We start from the raw sequence: 14,685 nt of genomic DNA, 5'->3' as shown, positions 1-14,685 counted from the left end.
CGCGCCGGGGCCGCGACGCCAGGCCCGAGGCCGAGCAGTCGCGCCCGACGCGGGCCGGGGCGCGGCGGTCAGTCCACCCAGTCGAGGGTGCGCTGGACGGCCTTGCGCCAGTTGCGCAGCTCCCGCTCCCGGTGCGCCGGCTCCATCGTCGACTCCCACTGCGCGTCGGAGCGCCACTGGCCGCGCAGCGTCGCCAGGTCCGGCCAGAAGCCGACCGCCAGGCCGGCCGCGTAGGCCGCGCCGAGGCAGGTGGTCTCGGTGATCCGGGACCGGACCACCGGCACGTCGAGCACGTCGGCGAGGAACTGCATCAGCAGCCCGTTGGCCGTCATCCCGCCGTCGACCCGGAGCCGGCGCAGCGCCACGTCGGAGTCGGCGTTCATCGCGTCGACCACCTCGCAGGTCTGCCAGGCGGACGCCTCCAGCGCCGCCCGGGCCAGGTGCCCCTTGGTGATGTAGCCGGTCAGGCCGGCGATCACCCCGCGCGCGTCGCTGCGCCAGTGCGGGGCGAACAGCCCGGAGAAGGCCGGTACGACGTAGCAGCCGCCGTTGTCGTCGACGGTGCGGGCCAGCTCCTCCACCTCGGGCGCGGTGGAGATCAGCCCGAGGTTGTCCCGCAGCCACTGCACCAGCGAGCCGGTGACCGCGATCGCCCCCTCCAGCGCGTACGCGGCGGGCTGGCCGTGGATGCGGTAGGCGACGGTGGTGAGCAGGCCGTGGGTGGAGGGGACCGGGCTGGCGCCGGTGTTGAGCAGCAGGAAGCTGCCGGTGCCGTAGGTGCACTTGGCCTCGCCCGGCTGGAAGCAGGTCTGCCCGAACAGGGCGGCCTGCTGGTCGCCGAGCGCGCTGGCCACCGGCACCCCGGCCAGGACGCCGGTGGCCTCCCCGTAGACCTCGGCGGAGCTGCGGATCTCCGGCAGCATCGCGGCCGGCACGCCCATCGCGTCGAGCAGCTCCGGGTCCCAGTCGAGGGTCCCCAGGTCCATCAGCAGGGTGCGGCTGGCGTTGGTCACGTCGGTGACGTGCCGGCCGGTCAGCTTCCAGATCAGCCAGCTGTCCATCGTGCCGAAGAGCACCTCGCCGGCCTCGGCGCGCCCGCGCAGCCCGTCGACGTGCTCCAGCAGCCAGCGCAGCTTCGGCCCGGCGAAGTAGGTGGCCAGCGGCAGCCCGGTGCGGGTGCGGAACCGCTCCTCGCCGTACGCCTGCTCCAGCTCGCGCAGCAGCGGGCCGGTGCGGGTGTCCTGCCAGACGATCGCGTTGGCGACCGGCCGGCCGGTCGCCCGGTCCCAGACGAGCGTGGTCTCCCGCTGGTTGGTGATGCCCACGGCGGCGAGCCCGGCGGCGTCGGTGCCCGCGGCGTGGAGCGCCTCCCGGGCCACCCGCTGGACGTTCTCCCAGATCTCCTCGGCGTCGTGCTCCACCCAGCCCGGCCGGGGGAAGATCTGCCGGTGTTCCCGCTGGGCCACGGAGACGATCTCCCCGGCCCGGTCGAAGACGATGCACCGCGAGGAGGTGGTGCCCTGGTCGATGGCGGCGACGTACTGGGGGGTCACGGCAGCACCGTACCCGCACCGGGCGCGCTTCGCCGGCCGGTGGCGGGCCCCGGCGGGGAGCCGGTCCCGGTCCCGCCCGTACGATGTGCGGACGTGCGTGACATCGCCGTCTTCAGCGGAACCGCCCATCCCGAACTCGCCGCCGAGATCTGCGCCCACCTCGACGTGCCGCTGCACCCGGTGCGGGTCTCCCGGTTCGCCAACGACTGCCTGGAAGTGCAGCTGCAGGCCAACTGCCGGGAGCGGGACGTCTTCCTGATCCAGCCGTTGGTGCCGCCCGTGCAGGAGAACCTGGTCGAGCTGCTGCTCATGATCGACGCGGCCCGGGGCGCCTCGGCCGGCCGGATCACCGTGGTGCTGCCGCACTACGCGTACGCCCGGTCGGACAAGAAGGACGCGCCGCGCATCTCGATCGGCGGACGGCTCGTCGCGGACCTGCTCACCTCGGCGGGCGCGGACCGGGTGCTGGCGATGACCCTGCACTCGCCCCAGGTGCACGGCTTCTTCAGCGTGCCGGTCGACCACCTGCACGCGCTGCGCGAGCTGGCCGACCACTTCACCCGCTACGACCTCAGCAACACCGTGGTGGTCTCGCCGGACCTCGGCAACGCCAAGGAGGCGGCGGCGTTCGCCCGGCGGCTCGGCACCCCGGTGGCCGCCGGGGCGAAGCAGCGGTTCAGCGACGACCGGGTCAAGATCAGCGCGGTGATCGGCGACGTGGCCGACCGGGACGTGATCGTGCTGGACGACGAGATCGCCAAGGGCAGCACGGTGATCGAGCTGATGGAGCACCTGCGCGAGTTGAAGGTCCGCTCCATCCGGCTGGCCTGCACGCACGGCCTCTTCTCCAGCGGCGCGTTGCAGCGGCTGAGCGAGCAGGAGGGCGTGCTGGAAATCGTCTGCACCAACACGGTGCCGATCCCCGCCGACAAGCGGGTGCCGAAGCTGAAGATCCTCTCGGTGGCGCCGGCCCTGGCCGAGGCGATGCGCCGGATCCACAACGGCGAATCGGTGAGCGCCCTCTTCGCCTGACCCGCCGCCGGCCGCCGGCCTGCCCCGCGTGCGTTCGCGCGGGGTCAGTCGCGGCGGTGGCGGCCGGTGTGCTGGGGGGCCGCGACGGCGGTGCTGATGCGGACCGTCGTGCCGCGCGCGCCGGTCTCGACGTCCATGCTGTCGCTCAGCTCCCGGGCCAGCCAGAGGCCCCACCCGCCGGCGGTGTCGGCGGCGGGGCGGCTCCGGTCGCCCAGCCGCTGCGTGCTGATTCCCTGCCCGTGGTCGGACACCTCGCAGAACAGCTGCCCCGACTGGCACCAGAGCCGCAGCCAGCCCCGGCCGCCGCCGTGCCGGACCGCGTTGGTGATCAGTTCGTTGACCGCCAGCACGAAGTCGTCCAGGCGCTGCCCGGTCAGCCCCGCCCCATGCGCGCAGGAGGTGACCGAGTGTCGAAGCTCGGTCACCTGGGCCTGGTCGAAGGCCTCAGCGATGAGGAGGGAAGGTTCGATGGGCACAACCGTACGCTGTGCTCCGGGTTCCGCATTCGTCATGGCCCCGTCCCGACAGCGGATCGCGGAAGTTTTCGCGGCTTTTTCACCGTACGGCAGGGTTTCCCGGGGCGCATCCGCCGGGCCGCCGGCCGTCCTGCCTGTTGTGGCATCGTGACGGGCGTGCCGACGCCGCCCGGTGGTTTCGAGGTCCCGCTCTGGCGGGCCATCGCCGTGTTCCGGGTGGCCTCCCTGGCGTACGTCTGCGTGCTGGCGCTCCGGGACGCCGACCGGTACGCCCACCCGCTCGCGGCCGGCGGCCTGGTCCTGCTGATGGCGGCCTGGACCGGCGTGACCGCCGTCGGCTACGCCGACCCGGCCCGCCGGGGCTGGCCGCTGCTCCTGGCGGACCTGGGGGTCGTCGTCGGCATCATGCTGGCCACCCCCTGGGTGATCGGGCGGACGGCGCTCGCCGCCGGCGTGCCCACCCTCGCGGTGGCCTGGCTGGCCGGCCCGGTGCTGGCCTGGGCCGTCTCCGGTGGCCGGCGCCGGGGCACGGTCGCCGCCCTGGTGCTCGGCGCGGCGGACCTCGCCACCCGCGAACGGATCGGTGAGTCCTCGCTCACCGGGGTGATCCTGCTGCTGCTCGCCGGGGTGGTGGTCGGGCACGTCGCCCGGCTGGCCGTGACCGTCGAGGAGCGGCTGCACCGGGCGGTGGAGCTGGAGGCCGCCACCCGGGAGCGGGAGCGGCTGGCCCGGGACATCCACGACTCCGTGCTCCAGGTGCTCGCGCTGGTGCAGCGGCGCGGCGCCCACCTGGACGGCGAGGCCGGGGAGCTGGCCCGGCTCGCCGGGGAGCAGGAGGCCGCGCTGCGCGCCCTGATCGGCGGCGCCGCCCCGGTCGGGGTCGCCCCCGACGGCGGGCCGGTGGACCTGCGCGGGCTGCTCGGTCGGTACGCCTCGGCGACGGTCTCGCTGTCCGCGCCGGCCACCCCGGTGCCGCTGCCCGGACGGGTCGCCCACGAGCTGGCCGCCGCGACCGCCGCCGCCCTGGACAACGTGGCCCGGCACACGGACGGGCGGGCCTGGGTGCTGGTCGAGGACGAGGGGGCGACGGTGACCGTGTCGATCCGCGACGAGGGGCCGGGGTTTCCGGACGGCCGGCTGGAGCAGGCCGCCGCCGAGGGCCGGCTCGGCGTCGCCCGGTCGATCCGGGGCCGCCTCGCCGACCTCGGCGGCACGGTGCGGATCACCTCCGCGCCGGGCGTCGGCACGGAGCTGGAACTGACCGTTTCGAGGGAGGTGCTCCCGTGACAGGCGTACGGGTGATGGTGGTGGACGACCACCCGATGTGGCGCGAGGGGGTGGCCCGGGATCTCACCGAGGCCGGTCACCTCGTGGTCGCCGCCAGCGGGGAGGGTCGGCAGGCGGTCCGGGTCGCCGCCGCCGCCCGGCCGGACGTGGTGATCCTCGACCTGCAACTGCCGGACGTCTCGGGGGTGGAGGTGATCCACGGGTTGCGCGCCGTGCTGCCGGAGGTGCGGGTGCTGATGCTCTCGGCCAGCGGCGAGCAGCAGAGCGTGCTGGACGCGGTGAAGGCGGGCGCCACCGGCTACCTGGTGAAGTCGGCCGCCCCGGCGGAGTTCCTGGAGGCGGTGCGCCGCACGGCGGCGGGGGAGCCGGTCTTCACGCCCGGCCTGGCGGGGCTGGTCCTCGGTGAGTACCGCCGGCTCGCAGCCGATCCGGACGGCACCGACCCCGCCACCGGCCGGGACGCCCGGGGCGCGGGCCCGGCGCCCCGGCTCACCGACCGGGAGACCGAGGTGCTGCGCCTGGTCGCCAAGGGGATGTCCTACAAGCAGATCGCCGAGCGGCTCGGCCTGGCCCACCGCACGGTGCAGAACCACGTGCAGAACACGCTGGGCAAGCTCCAGCTGCACAACCGGGTCGAGCTGACCCGGTACGCGATCGAACGGGGCCTGGACGACTGAGCGGCCGCCGGGGAACCGCCCCCGAAGGGTTCCCCGACGGCTCCCGGCCGGTTCAGACCGAGTGCGGCGGGCGCGTCTCGTGGATGGCCAGCTCCTCGGCGCTCGCGCCGCCGCCGGCCGAACCGGCGTCGTACGCCACCGAGTCGGTCTCCTGGTCGGTGTGCGCCCCCTCGTCCGGCTCGACGAGCCGGCCGACCTGACCGTCGGCGACGCTGCCGAGCTTGCCGTGGTCGTAGAGGGAGACCGGCGAGTCCGGGTCGGAGGTGGGGCCGGGGTCGATCACGTCCGCGTCGAGCTGGGCCTGCGCCGCGGCCTCCTCGCTGTCGGCCTCGGCGGCGATGTCCGGGTCGACGGGGCCGGCGAGCGGGTCGTCGGCCGGGCGTTCGTGCTGCTCCCGGTCGAGCTTGTAGTCCAGCGACTCGCCGTCGAGCTGCTCCTCGGCGGTGGTCCCGTACCGGTCCACCGCGACCGGTGTCCGGTCGCCCGGCAACTGCGCGGGCTCCGGGCCGTCCGCCTCGCGCCCGGTCAGGACGTCGTCGTTGGCGGTCGAGTCGTCGTCGGCGGTGTCGGGCAGGCCCTCCGCCTCGGGGTCGGACACGGGGGTCGGGTACTCGTCGTCGCGCATGGCAGATCACTACCCACTGCCCTCCCGGCATAACCGGTGCCGCCCGTGGCCATCCGGGCGGAAGGAGCGCCACGGGGGACGTCGGGGCAGGAACGGGGCGGCGCTCAGCCGTGCCGGGCCGCGTCCTCGGCGTCCAGCACGCACCAGACGACCTTGCCGTCCGGCACCGGACTGCTGCCCCAGCTGTCGGCGACGGCGTCGATCAGCAGCAGGCCGCGTCCGCCCGCGGTGTCCAGCGGAGCCGGCCCGGTGAACGCCGGCTGGCGGGGCGAGTGGTCGCGTACCGCCAGGTGCAGGGTGCTGTCCCGGGGCGCCAGGCGGACCGTCATCCCGGTGCGCGCGTGGGCGACCACGTTGTTCACCATCTCGGTGACGGCGATGCAGGCCGGCTCGATCAGCTCGTGCAGGCCCCAGCGCCCGCACCCCTCCGCCACGAGGTGCCGGGCCTGCCGGGCGGCCTCGACGACGGGGGGAAGGTCGGCCTCGACCACCGCGGCCAGCGGCGCGGCGGCCAGTCCGGCCATCGCGCCGTCCAGGGTCGGCCAGGCCGGCACCCCCGCGACGGCGCCGGTCGGATCGCAGAGCAGCAGCTCGGCGGCGGGCCAGTCGCGCACCTCCCGGCGCACCTCGGCGAAGACGTCCCCGGCCGCCGGGTCGGCCATCCGCAGGCCCGTGAGGTCGGCCACCACCGGGCCGGGCCGGTCGCAGAGCCGGGCGAGCAGGCCGTCGCGTACGGTGTCGACGCCGGAGCGGTCGAGCACCCCGGTCACCCGGACCACCCCGCGGGCCTCGTCCGCCTCCACCCGGCAGCGCACGTCGGTCGCCATGATCGGCCCATTGTGCACCGCCTGCCCCGACCGCGCACCCGACCGCTCGACGCCCGGCATCAGCGGTCCGTCCGCGCCCGGCGGGTCATCGCGGCCACCGTACCGACGGCGGTCCCCGCCGCCGCCAGCCCGAAGGCGGCGGTCATCCGGACCAGGTGCCGCCGCCGGCCGTGCCAGCCGCCCTCGCGCCGGGCCGCCGCGTCGGCGTGGAAGACGTTGCCCGTGCTCTCCGGCCGCGCGGCGGGGCCGAACTGGGTGCGGTGCGCGTACCAGCCGAGGACCCGCTCGGCGACCGCCGGGGCGAGCCGCCACTGGAGGCCGATCAGCCGGGCGGCCCCGCCGGCGTACGCCTCGCGGCGGGGGCGGCGCAGCAGCCGGACGATCGTCTCGGCCACCACCTCCGGCGGGTAGACCGGGGGTGGCGGCACCAGTTCCCGGCCGCTGTGGTTGGCGGCGTGCCGGAAGAACGGGGTGTCGATGGTGGCCGGCAGCACCGTGCAGATCGAGATGTCGCCCCGCCCGGTGACCCGCAGCTCCTGACGGACCGTGTCGGCCAGGCCGCGGATGCCGTGCTTCGCGGCGTTGTACGCCGACTGGTAGGGCATCGCCACCTCGGCCAGCACCGAGGCGTTGTTGACCAGCACCCCGCCACCCGCCGCGCTCAGGTGGGGCAGGGCGGCCCGGGTGCCGTACGCGGCGCCGAGCAGGTTCACCTCCAGCACCCGCCGGAACTCCTCAACCGGGATCTCGTCGAAGAGCCCGACCGCGCCGACCGCGGCGTTGTTGACCCAGCCGTCGATCCGGCCGAACTCGGCGACCGCGCGGGCGGCGAGGCGCTCGACGGCCGCCGGGTCGGTCACGTCGGTCGGCACCACCAGCGCCCGCCCGCCCAGCTCACGGCACCGCACGGCGACCTCCTCCAGGGCCGCCTCGCTCCGGGCGGCCAGCACGACGGCGGTGCCGCGCCGGGCGAGGGCGTAGGCGGTGGCCGTACCGATGCCGCTGGAGGCGCCGGTGAGCACGACGGAGGCGTCGGCGAGGCTGCGGGTGAGTGGCATTCTTCGCCCGTACCCCCGTCGGCAGGGGTCATGCGGCCGGCACCGGTCGGATAGTCGTGGCCCGGGGCCGGGGTGTCGGCGTCCCGCGACAGTTGCCGTCGCGCAAGTACCCGCCGGGCTCTTCCCGATCTGCCAGGTTTCGGCTCCCGGGGGTTCGGTTAATGGGACCCTCTGACCGAGGACCACCGCTTGAGAAGATCGCATGGAGGTGACCCATGCGCGTCGGCCTCGTCTGCGCGCACGCCGGCCCACCCAGGGGCGCCGCCGGCCTGACCGTCGGCACCCACCAGCACGTCGCCCGGGTCGCCGCCGAACTCGCCGCGCGGGGCCACGACGTCCGGGTGTACGAACGCCGCGACGACCCGGGGCTGCCGGAGACGGCGACGGTCGACGGCTACCGGGTGGAGCGGGTGCCGATCGGCCCGCCCGCCCCGCTGCCGACCGCCGAGCTGGTCCCGCACGTGTCCGCGTTCGGCGCCTGGCTGGCCGACCGGTGGGCGGGCGAGTGGCGCCCCGAGGTGGTGCACGGGCACTACTGGGTCGGTGGGCTGGCCGCCGCGCACGCGGTCCGCGAGACGGACGTCCCGGTGGTGCAGACGTTCCACTCCCTCGGCGTCGAACAGCTGCGCCACCTCGGCCGGCAGTACGACGGGCCGGGGGAGCGGATCCCGCTGGAGCGGGCGCTGACCCGGGCGGTGGACATCGCGGTCGCCCAGTGCAACGACGAGGTCGACGAGCTGACCCGGATGGGGCTGCAACGCGCCTCGGTGGCGATGGTGCCGGCCGGCGTCGACACCGCGCAGTTCCATCCCGAGGGCGAGGCCGCCCCCCGCGACCGGCGGGCCCGGATCCTCTCCGTCGGCGGGCTCTCGCCCGGGCACGGCCAGGAGGACCTGATCCGGGCCATGCGGCTGGTCGGCGACGCCGAGCTGGTGATCGCCGGGGGCCCGCCCGCCGGGCAGCTCGCCAACCACGCCGAGGCCCGGCGGCTGCGCGAGCTGGCCGAGCGGAGCGGGGTGGCCGAGCAGGTGAAGCTGGTGGGCGCGGTGCCGCACGACCAGATGGCCACCTGGTACCGCTCCGCGGACGTGGTCGCCTGCACCCCGCACTACTCCTCCGCCGGCCGGGTGTCACTGGAGGCGATGGCCTGCGGGGTGCCGGTGGTCGGCTACTCCATGGGCGGGATCGCCGACGCGGTGGTCGACGAGGTCACCGGCCGCCTGGTGCCGCCGGGCGACGTCCGTGCGCTGGGCGTGACGCTGCGCCGGCTGCTCGCCGACAATGCCGGGCGGTTCGCGTACGGGCACGCCGCGGTGGACCGGGTGCGGTGCAGCTACACCTGGGAGCGGACGGCGGGCGCGCTGGAGCGCCTCTACGAGCGCGTGGTCAGCCGCCGCAAGCCGGTCGAGGCGGCCTGACGGACGGTCGGGTCGAGGCGGCCTGCCGGGCCGGTCGGGTCGAGGCGGCCTGAGCGCCGGCCGTCCTCAGAGCGGGCGGCCGGGCGCTCCCGCGCCGACCATGCCCCGGTCCCGTTCCCCGGCGACCGCGTGGTGGTGCTGGGGCTCGGCGTACCGGGTGAGACCGATGACCGCCGCGAGGGTGACCAGGAACCCGACCGCGGCGAGCCACTCCCGCCCGGGCCAGATCTTGTCGTTGAGCAGCAGCAGGCCGACGATCGCGGCGGGCACCGCCCCGGCGGCGTCCATCGCCGCCACGGCGGCCGTGGTCGAGCCGCGCTGCATGGCCAGGCCGAGCAGCAGCTGGCCGACGATCGAGTGGACGATCAGCAGGTAGAGCAGCGGGTCCTGGACGAACGCCTCCGGCGTCGGGGCGGAGGCGAGGGGCCGGGCGGCCACCGCGGCGGCGGAGAACGCCAGCCCGGCCAGCGCGCCGAGCGCCACCGAGCCGGGCGCCCCGTGCAGGCGTACCGCGAAGAAGCCGATCACGGCGATCACGCCGAGCGCCACCGCCAGGGCGATCATGCCGGCGGTGCCGAGCGGCTTGGCCGGCGCGGGCTCGGCGGAGAGCACCAGCGCGGTGATCCCGGCGAACAGCAGCACCAGCAGGGCCACCTCGGCGGCCGGCAACCGCCACTTCAGCACCAGGACGCCGAGCAGGGCGGTGACCCCCAGCCCGGCGGCGACGCTGGACTGGACCAGGAAGAGCGGCAGGTCCCGGCGGGCGAGCAGGGCCAGCACGAACCCGGCCACCTGGCAGCCGAGCCCGACCAGGTAGGTGCGGTGACCCGCCAGCCGCAGCAGCAGGCCCGGGTCGAAGGTGTGGTGCACGGTGGTGCGGGCGGCGGCCACCGACTGGAGCAGGTTGGCGACGCCGTACGCGACGATCATGGCCGCGAGGAAGCACCAACCGGAGGAGACCACCTGGCGAGGATAGAGGCTGCCGGAGGTCAGTGCTCGGTTGGCCGACCCAGCCGGGCGAGGATGTCGGCGTGCAGCGCGCCGTTGCTGGCCACGGCGCTGCTCTCGGTGCCGGCGTCGCCGGAGGGGGCGGGCCGGCCGGCCAGGTCGGTGAACGTCCCGCCCGCCTCGGTGACGATCGGCACCAGCGCGGCGACGTCCCACAGCGACAGCTCCGGCTCCACCATCACGTCCAGCGCGCCCTCGGCCAGCAGCATGTAGCCGTAGAAGTCGCCGTACGCCCGGCTGCGCCAGGTGTCCCGCATGAGCTGGAGCATCGCGTCCAGCCGGCCGGCGGACTCCCACCCGGTCAGCGACGAGTAGCAGAAGCTCGCGTCCGCGAGGTCCCGGACCGCGGAGACCCGGATCGGCGCGCCGCCGGCGGCGTCGGGCCCCGCGTACGCGCCCTCGCCGAGCGCGCCCCACCAGCGGCGGCCAAGCGCCGGCGCGGAGACCAGCCCGGCGACCGGCCGGTCGGACTCCAGCAGCGCGATCAGGGTGGCCCACACCGGCACGCCGCGGATGAAGTTCTTCGTGCCGTCGATCGGGTCGACCACCCAGCGCCGGCCGCCCGGGCCGCTGGCGGGCTCCTCGCCGTACTCCTCGCCGAGCAGGCCGTCGGCCGGCCGGTGCGCGGCCAGCAGCGCCCGGATCTCCCGCTCCACCGCGGTGTCCGCGTCGGAGACCGGGGTCAGGTCGGGTTTCGCCTCGACCCGCAGGTCGAGCGCGCGGAACCGGGCCGTGGAGACGGCGTCGGCGGCGTCGGCGAGCAGGTGGGCGAGGGCGATGTCGTCGGCGTACCCGGGCATGCCCAAACGGTAGCGGCGACCGGCTCAGGACCCCGCGAGCGGGTCGCCGGGATTTCGCTGGTCGGGCTCCCGCGCGTCGCCCTCACCCGACCGCGAGGCCAGCAGCCGGCGGTACGAGGCCAGCCGGCGCGCGTCGGCCTTGCCGGCGGCGACCCAGGCGTCCAGCCCGCAGGCGGTCTCGTCGGGCGTGTGCGGGCAGTTGGCGGGGCAGTCCACCGTCCCCTCGACCAGGTCGGGGAAGCCGTGCAGCAGGCTGTCGGCGGAGACGTGCGCCAGCCCGAAGCTGCGCACCCCGGGGGTGTCCACGATCCAGCCGGCGGCGGCTCCGGGTCGCGGCGCGGCGGCAGACGCGCCGGGCTGGAGGTGCCGTGGATCGTCGTCGCGGTCGGGCAGCCGGGGCAGTCGCAGCGCGACCGCGCTCGTGGAGGTGTGCCGGCCCCGGCCGATCGCGCTGACCGTGCCGACCGCCCGGGCGGCGTCCGGCACGAGGCGGTTGACCAGCGTCGACTTGCCCACCCCGGAGTGCCCCACCATGACCGAGATCCGCCCGGCGAGCAGGCTGCGCAGGGCGTCGAGGTCGGAATCCGGGCGGATCAGCACGTACGGCAGCTCCAGCTCGGCGTAGTAGCCGAGCACCGCCTCGGGGCCGGCCAGGTCGGCCTTGGTGAGGCAGAGCAGCGGCTCGATGCCGGCGTCGTACGCGGCCACCAGACACCGGTCGATGAAGCCGGTGCGCGGTGGCGGGTCGGCCAGCGCGCTGACGATGACCAGCTGGTCGGCGTTGGCGACGACCACCCGCTCCAGCCGCCCCTCGGCGGTCGTCTCGTCGTCGTCGGCGGTGCGCCGCAGCACCGACGTGCGCTCGGCGATCCGGACGATCCGGGCCAGCGCCCCGGCCGCGCCGGAGGTGTCCCCGACCAGGCCGACGCGGTCGCCGACCACCACCGACTTGCGCCCCAGCTCCCTGGCCCGCATCGCGGTGACCAGGGGCGTGTCCGGCCCGGCGTCGGGCGGCACGCAGGTGTAGCGGCCCCGGTCGACGGCGATCACGAAGCCGTCCACCGCGTCGGAGTGCCGGGGTCGGGTACGGGTACGCGGGCGCGACGACCTGCCGGGACGGACCCGTACGTCGTCCTCGTCGTACTCCCGCCGTCTGGTCGTCAGGACCCGCCCCCCGTCGTGTCAGCTCTTGCCGGTCACCATCGCCGACCATAGTGCCGGAAACTCGGGCATGGTCTTCGAGGTGCACGCCACGTCGCTCAACTCGATGCCGGGAACGGCCAGCCCGGCCACCGCGGCGGCGTGCGCCATCCGGTGGTCGTGGTAGGTCTCGAACACCCCGCCGTGCAGCGGCCGGGGCCGGATCTCCAGCCCGTCGGGGGACTCGGTGATGTCGGCGCCGAGCGCGGCGAACTCCCGCGCCAGCGCGGTCAGCCGGTCGGTCTCGTGGCCCCGGATGTGGCCGACGCCGGTGAACACCGACGGCGAGTCGGCGAGCATGGCCAGCGCGGTCAGCGCCGGGGTCAGCTCGCTGACGTCGGAGAGGTCGGCGGTCAGGCCGTGCACCGCGCCGGTGCCGCGGACCGTCAGCCCGGCGGTGGAGAGGGTCACCTCGCCGCCCATCCGCTGGAGCAGCGAGCGGAGCTGCTCGACGGGCTGGGCGCTGCTGCGCGGCCAGCCCTGGAGGGTCACCTCCCCGCCGGTGACCAGGGCGGCGGCGAAGAACGGCACGGCGCCCGACAGGTCGGGTTCGATCTCCCAGCCCCGCCCCGTCAGCGGGCCCGGCTCGACCACCCACACGTCGGGGGTGCCGTCGTCGACCGCCGCGCCGGCGGCCCGGAGCATCTGCACCGTCATCCGCAGGTGCGGCGCGGAGGGCACCGGCGGGCCCACGTGCCGGACCACCACGCCCCGGTCGAAGCGCGGCGCGGCCAGCAGCAGCCCGGAGACCAGCTGGCTGGACGCGGAGGCGTCGATCACCACCTCGCCGCCGGCCACCCGCCCGGCGCCGAGCACGGTCAGCGGCAGGCTGCCGGTGGCGGGGGCGTCCACGCGGGCGCCGAGGGAGCGCAGCGCCCCGATCAGCGGGCCGAGGGGCCGGGTGCGGGCCTGCGGGTCGCCGTCGAAGGTGATCCGCCCGTCGGCCAGGCCGGCCACCGGCGGGACGAAACGCATCACGGTGCCGGCCAGGCCCACGTCGACGTGCGCGGGGCCGACCAGCGGGTGGGGGCGGACCAGCCAGCGCTCGTCGTCGCTGATCGACATGTGCGCGCCCATCGCGCGCAGCCCGGCGGCCATCAGCTCGGTGTCCCGCGCGCGCAGCGGCCCGGCGAGGGTCGAGGGGCCGCCGGCCAGTGCGCTCAGCACCAGGGCGCGCGCGGTCATCGACTTGGACCCGGGCAGGCGCAGCGTCGCCGCGACCGGATCGGAGGCGGTCGGAGCGGTCCACGGCTGCGGCGGCCGGGTCGCGATCAGGTTCCCCACGCCTACATTCTGCCGCGTCCGACGGCCGGTGACGCCGGCCGGCACGCGTCCTCCCGGTCAGCGGGACAGCCGCGCGGCGCGCGGCGGGTTAGCGTGTGCGGCATGTGCGGGAGGTACGCGACGACCCGGAGCGCGGGCGACCTGAGCGCGCTGTTCGAGTCCCTCGACGAGACCGACGGCCGGGTCGACCCCGACCACAACGTCGCGCCCACCGATCCGGTGCCGCTGGTGCGGGTCAGCCCGGAGGGCCACCGCGCGCTGTCGGTCGGCCGCTGGGGGCTCGTCCCCTCCTGGTCCCGGTCGCCCGCGGGGGCCGCCCGCATGATCAACGCCCGCGCCGAGACGGTCGCCACCAGCCGGGCGTACGCAAGGGCCTTCGCCCGCCGCCGCTGCCTCGTCCCCGCCGACGGCTGGTACGAGTGGGTCCGCGGGGCGGACGGGCGCAAGCAGCCCTACTACATGACCCCGCTGGACGGCTCGGTGCTCGCCTTCGCCGGCATCTGGTCGGTCTGGGACGGCTCCGGCGGCCCGCTGCTGACCTTCAGCGTGCTCACCACCGCCGCGCTGGGCGAGCTGGCCGAGGTGCACGACCGGATGCCGCTGCTGCTGCCCCGCGAGCGCTGGGGGGCGTGGCTGGCGTCGACCGACGAGCCGGAGGGCCTGCTCGCGCCGCCCCCGCCCGACTGGCTCGCGACGCTGGAGATCCGCCCGGTGGGGACGGCGGTGGGGGACGTGCGCAACGACGGGCCGCAGCTGACCGAGCGGGTGCCGCTCGCCCGGGCCGCCGCGTCGGAGGAGATGACGCTTTTCTGACAGTCCGACACATTGTCGGGCGTGATTTGCCAGAGTTGCGGGCGAAACGTCGCACCGTTGTTCACCCATATTCGCCGTGAAGTCTTGTCCCGGTGTCCGGAAGTGCGATACAACACAGCGCCGGTGGTGGGTGGCGATTCGCACGGGGCGAACGACGCGCACCGATCTTGCCGGTCCCACGGGGGAGGTGGGTGGATGACACGGGCACGTATGCCCCGCCCGCACGAGGTGGCCGCCGCACGACGAGATCCGCGGCTGTTGCGGGCGTTGCGGGAGCGGCGACAGGACGAGGCGTGGCGAACCAGAGGAACCTGCCAGAACGTCGACCCGGAAACGTTCTTTCCGGCGCCGAACGAACCGGCTGACGCGGCCGTCGCGCTCTGCCGGAGCTGTGACGTGCAGGGCTCCTGTCTGGCCTGGGCGCTGGACGTGGGTGACTGCCACGGCGTCTGGGGCGGCACCACGCCGCGCGAACGGCGGGCGATGCTGGTCGCCTGGCGCGACGAGGTGCAACCGGATCCGGAGGCCGCCGGCGAGGCGGGTCCGCCGGTCCGCGACCGGCTGCTCACCCTGGTGCCGCTGAGCTGACCGTCGACTGAAACCGGTCGCAGCCGGCCCGCCGCGTCG

General features: G+C 75.6%; 15 protein-coding genes. 6 read left to right on the top strand and 9 right to left on the bottom strand.

Annotated features, from left to right (window positions below; genetic code table 11):
* Nucleotides 1-68: 68 nt before the first annotated feature.
* A complete protein-coding gene (glpK, locus tag AB0G13_RS08060) occupies nucleotides 69-1,553 on the bottom strand; it encodes a glycerol kinase GlpK (protein WP_357870573.1) in 1,485 nt (494 codons plus the stop codon).
* Between the two features lie 93 nt (nucleotides 1,554-1,646).
* On the opposite strand from glpK, the gene AB0G13_RS08055 reads away from it, so the two are divergent.
* Nucleotides 1,647-2,585, top strand: a complete 939-nt coding sequence (locus tag AB0G13_RS08055; protein WP_357870570.1) for a ribose-phosphate pyrophosphokinase — start codon at nucleotides 1,647-1,649, stop codon at nucleotides 2,583-2,585.
* A 44-nt stretch (nucleotides 2,586-2,629) separates the two neighbouring features.
* Here the strand turns inward: AB0G13_RS08055 and AB0G13_RS08050 are convergent, their stop codons facing one another.
* A complete protein-coding gene (locus tag AB0G13_RS08050; protein WP_357870568.1) occupies nucleotides 2,630-3,097 on the bottom strand; it encodes an ATP-binding protein in 468 nt (155 codons plus the stop codon).
* A gap of 120 nt (nucleotides 3,098-3,217) precedes the next feature.
* On the opposite strand from AB0G13_RS08050, the gene AB0G13_RS08045 reads away from it, so the two are divergent.
* Together AB0G13_RS08045 and AB0G13_RS08040 are read left to right on the top strand one after the other, a co-directional pair.
* A complete protein-coding gene (locus AB0G13_RS08045; RefSeq protein WP_357870565.1) occupies nucleotides 3,218-4,348 on the top strand; it encodes a DUF5931 domain-containing protein in 1,131 nt (376 codons plus the stop codon).
* Between the two features lie 14 nt (nucleotides 4,349-4,362).
* Nucleotides 4,363-5,025: a response regulator transcription factor gene (locus AB0G13_RS08040; protein ID WP_357870646.1), complete on the top strand. Its 663-nt coding sequence runs from the start codon at nucleotides 4,363-4,365 to the stop codon at nucleotides 5,023-5,025.
* 52 nt (nucleotides 5,026-5,077) lie between these two features.
* On the opposite strand, the gene AB0G13_RS08035 is transcribed toward AB0G13_RS08040, so the two are convergent.
* The 3 genes from AB0G13_RS08035 to AB0G13_RS08025 form a co-directional block, all read right to left on the bottom strand.
* A complete protein-coding gene (locus AB0G13_RS08035) occupies nucleotides 5,078-5,650 on the bottom strand; it encodes a DUF5709 domain-containing protein (protein WP_357870562.1) in 573 nt (190 codons plus the stop codon).
* A 104-nt stretch (nucleotides 5,651-5,754) separates the two neighbouring features.
* Nucleotides 5,755-6,477, bottom strand: coding sequence for an ATP-binding protein (locus AB0G13_RS08030; protein WP_357870559.1), 723 nt, complete (start codon nucleotides 6,475-6,477; stop codon nucleotides 5,755-5,757).
* 59 nt (nucleotides 6,478-6,536) lie between these two features.
* Nucleotides 6,537-7,535 carry an SDR family oxidoreductase gene (locus AB0G13_RS08025; RefSeq protein WP_357870557.1) on the bottom strand — a complete coding sequence of 333 codons (999 nt, stop codon included), beginning with the start codon at nucleotides 7,533-7,535 and terminating at the stop codon, nucleotides 6,537-6,539.
* A gap of 215 nt (nucleotides 7,536-7,750) precedes the next feature.
* Between AB0G13_RS08025 and AB0G13_RS08020 the strand changes: the two genes are divergently transcribed.
* Nucleotides 7,751-8,953, top strand: a complete 1,203-nt coding sequence (locus tag AB0G13_RS08020) for a glycosyltransferase (protein ID WP_357870554.1) — start codon at nucleotides 7,751-7,753, stop codon at nucleotides 8,951-8,953.
* Nucleotides 8,954-9,019: 66 nt separating this feature from the next.
* On the opposite strand, the gene AB0G13_RS08015 is transcribed toward AB0G13_RS08020, so the two are convergent.
* From AB0G13_RS08015 to aroA, 4 genes are all read right to left on the bottom strand, one after another.
* On the bottom strand, nucleotides 9,020-9,916 hold the full coding sequence (locus AB0G13_RS08015) for a hypothetical protein (RefSeq protein WP_357870552.1): 897 nt from the start codon (nucleotides 9,914-9,916) through the stop codon (nucleotides 9,020-9,022).
* Nucleotides 9,917-9,942: 26 nt separating this feature from the next.
* Complete coding sequence (hisN, locus tag AB0G13_RS08010) at nucleotides 9,943-10,761, bottom strand: histidinol-phosphatase (protein ID WP_357870549.1); 819 nt, start codon at nucleotides 10,759-10,761, stop codon at nucleotides 9,943-9,945.
* Between the two features lie 24 nt (nucleotides 10,762-10,785).
* Nucleotides 10,786-11,778 (bottom strand): ribosome small subunit-dependent GTPase A, encoded by a 993-nt coding sequence (locus AB0G13_RS08005; protein WP_357870643.1) that lies wholly within the window; start codon nucleotides 11,776-11,778, stop codon nucleotides 10,786-10,788.
* A 165-nt stretch (nucleotides 11,779-11,943) separates the two neighbouring features.
* Nucleotides 11,944-13,245: a 3-phosphoshikimate 1-carboxyvinyltransferase gene (aroA, locus tag AB0G13_RS08000; protein ID WP_357870546.1), complete on the bottom strand. Its 1,302-nt coding sequence runs from the start codon at nucleotides 13,243-13,245 to the stop codon at nucleotides 11,944-11,946.
* 102 nt (nucleotides 13,246-13,347) lie between these two features.
* Here aroA and AB0G13_RS07995 point away from each other — a divergent pair, with 102 nt between their 5' ends.
* A complete protein-coding gene (locus AB0G13_RS07995) occupies nucleotides 13,348-14,058 on the top strand; it encodes an SOS response-associated peptidase (protein ID WP_357870543.1) in 711 nt (236 codons plus the stop codon).
* A gap of 195 nt (nucleotides 14,059-14,253) precedes the next feature.
* Nucleotides 14,254-14,646, top strand: a complete 393-nt coding sequence (locus AB0G13_RS07990) for a WhiB family transcriptional regulator (protein WP_357870541.1) — start codon at nucleotides 14,254-14,256, stop codon at nucleotides 14,644-14,646.
* Nucleotides 14,647-14,685 lie beyond the last annotated feature (39 nt).

It is taken from the genome of Micromonospora sp. NPDC023633 (genome assembly GCF_040640035.1).
GTDB lineage: Bacteria > Actinomycetota > Actinomycetes > Mycobacteriales > Micromonosporaceae > Micromonospora.
Note: the sequence above shows the minus strand (reverse complement) of the source record. Positions and strands in the feature narration are given on the sequence as shown.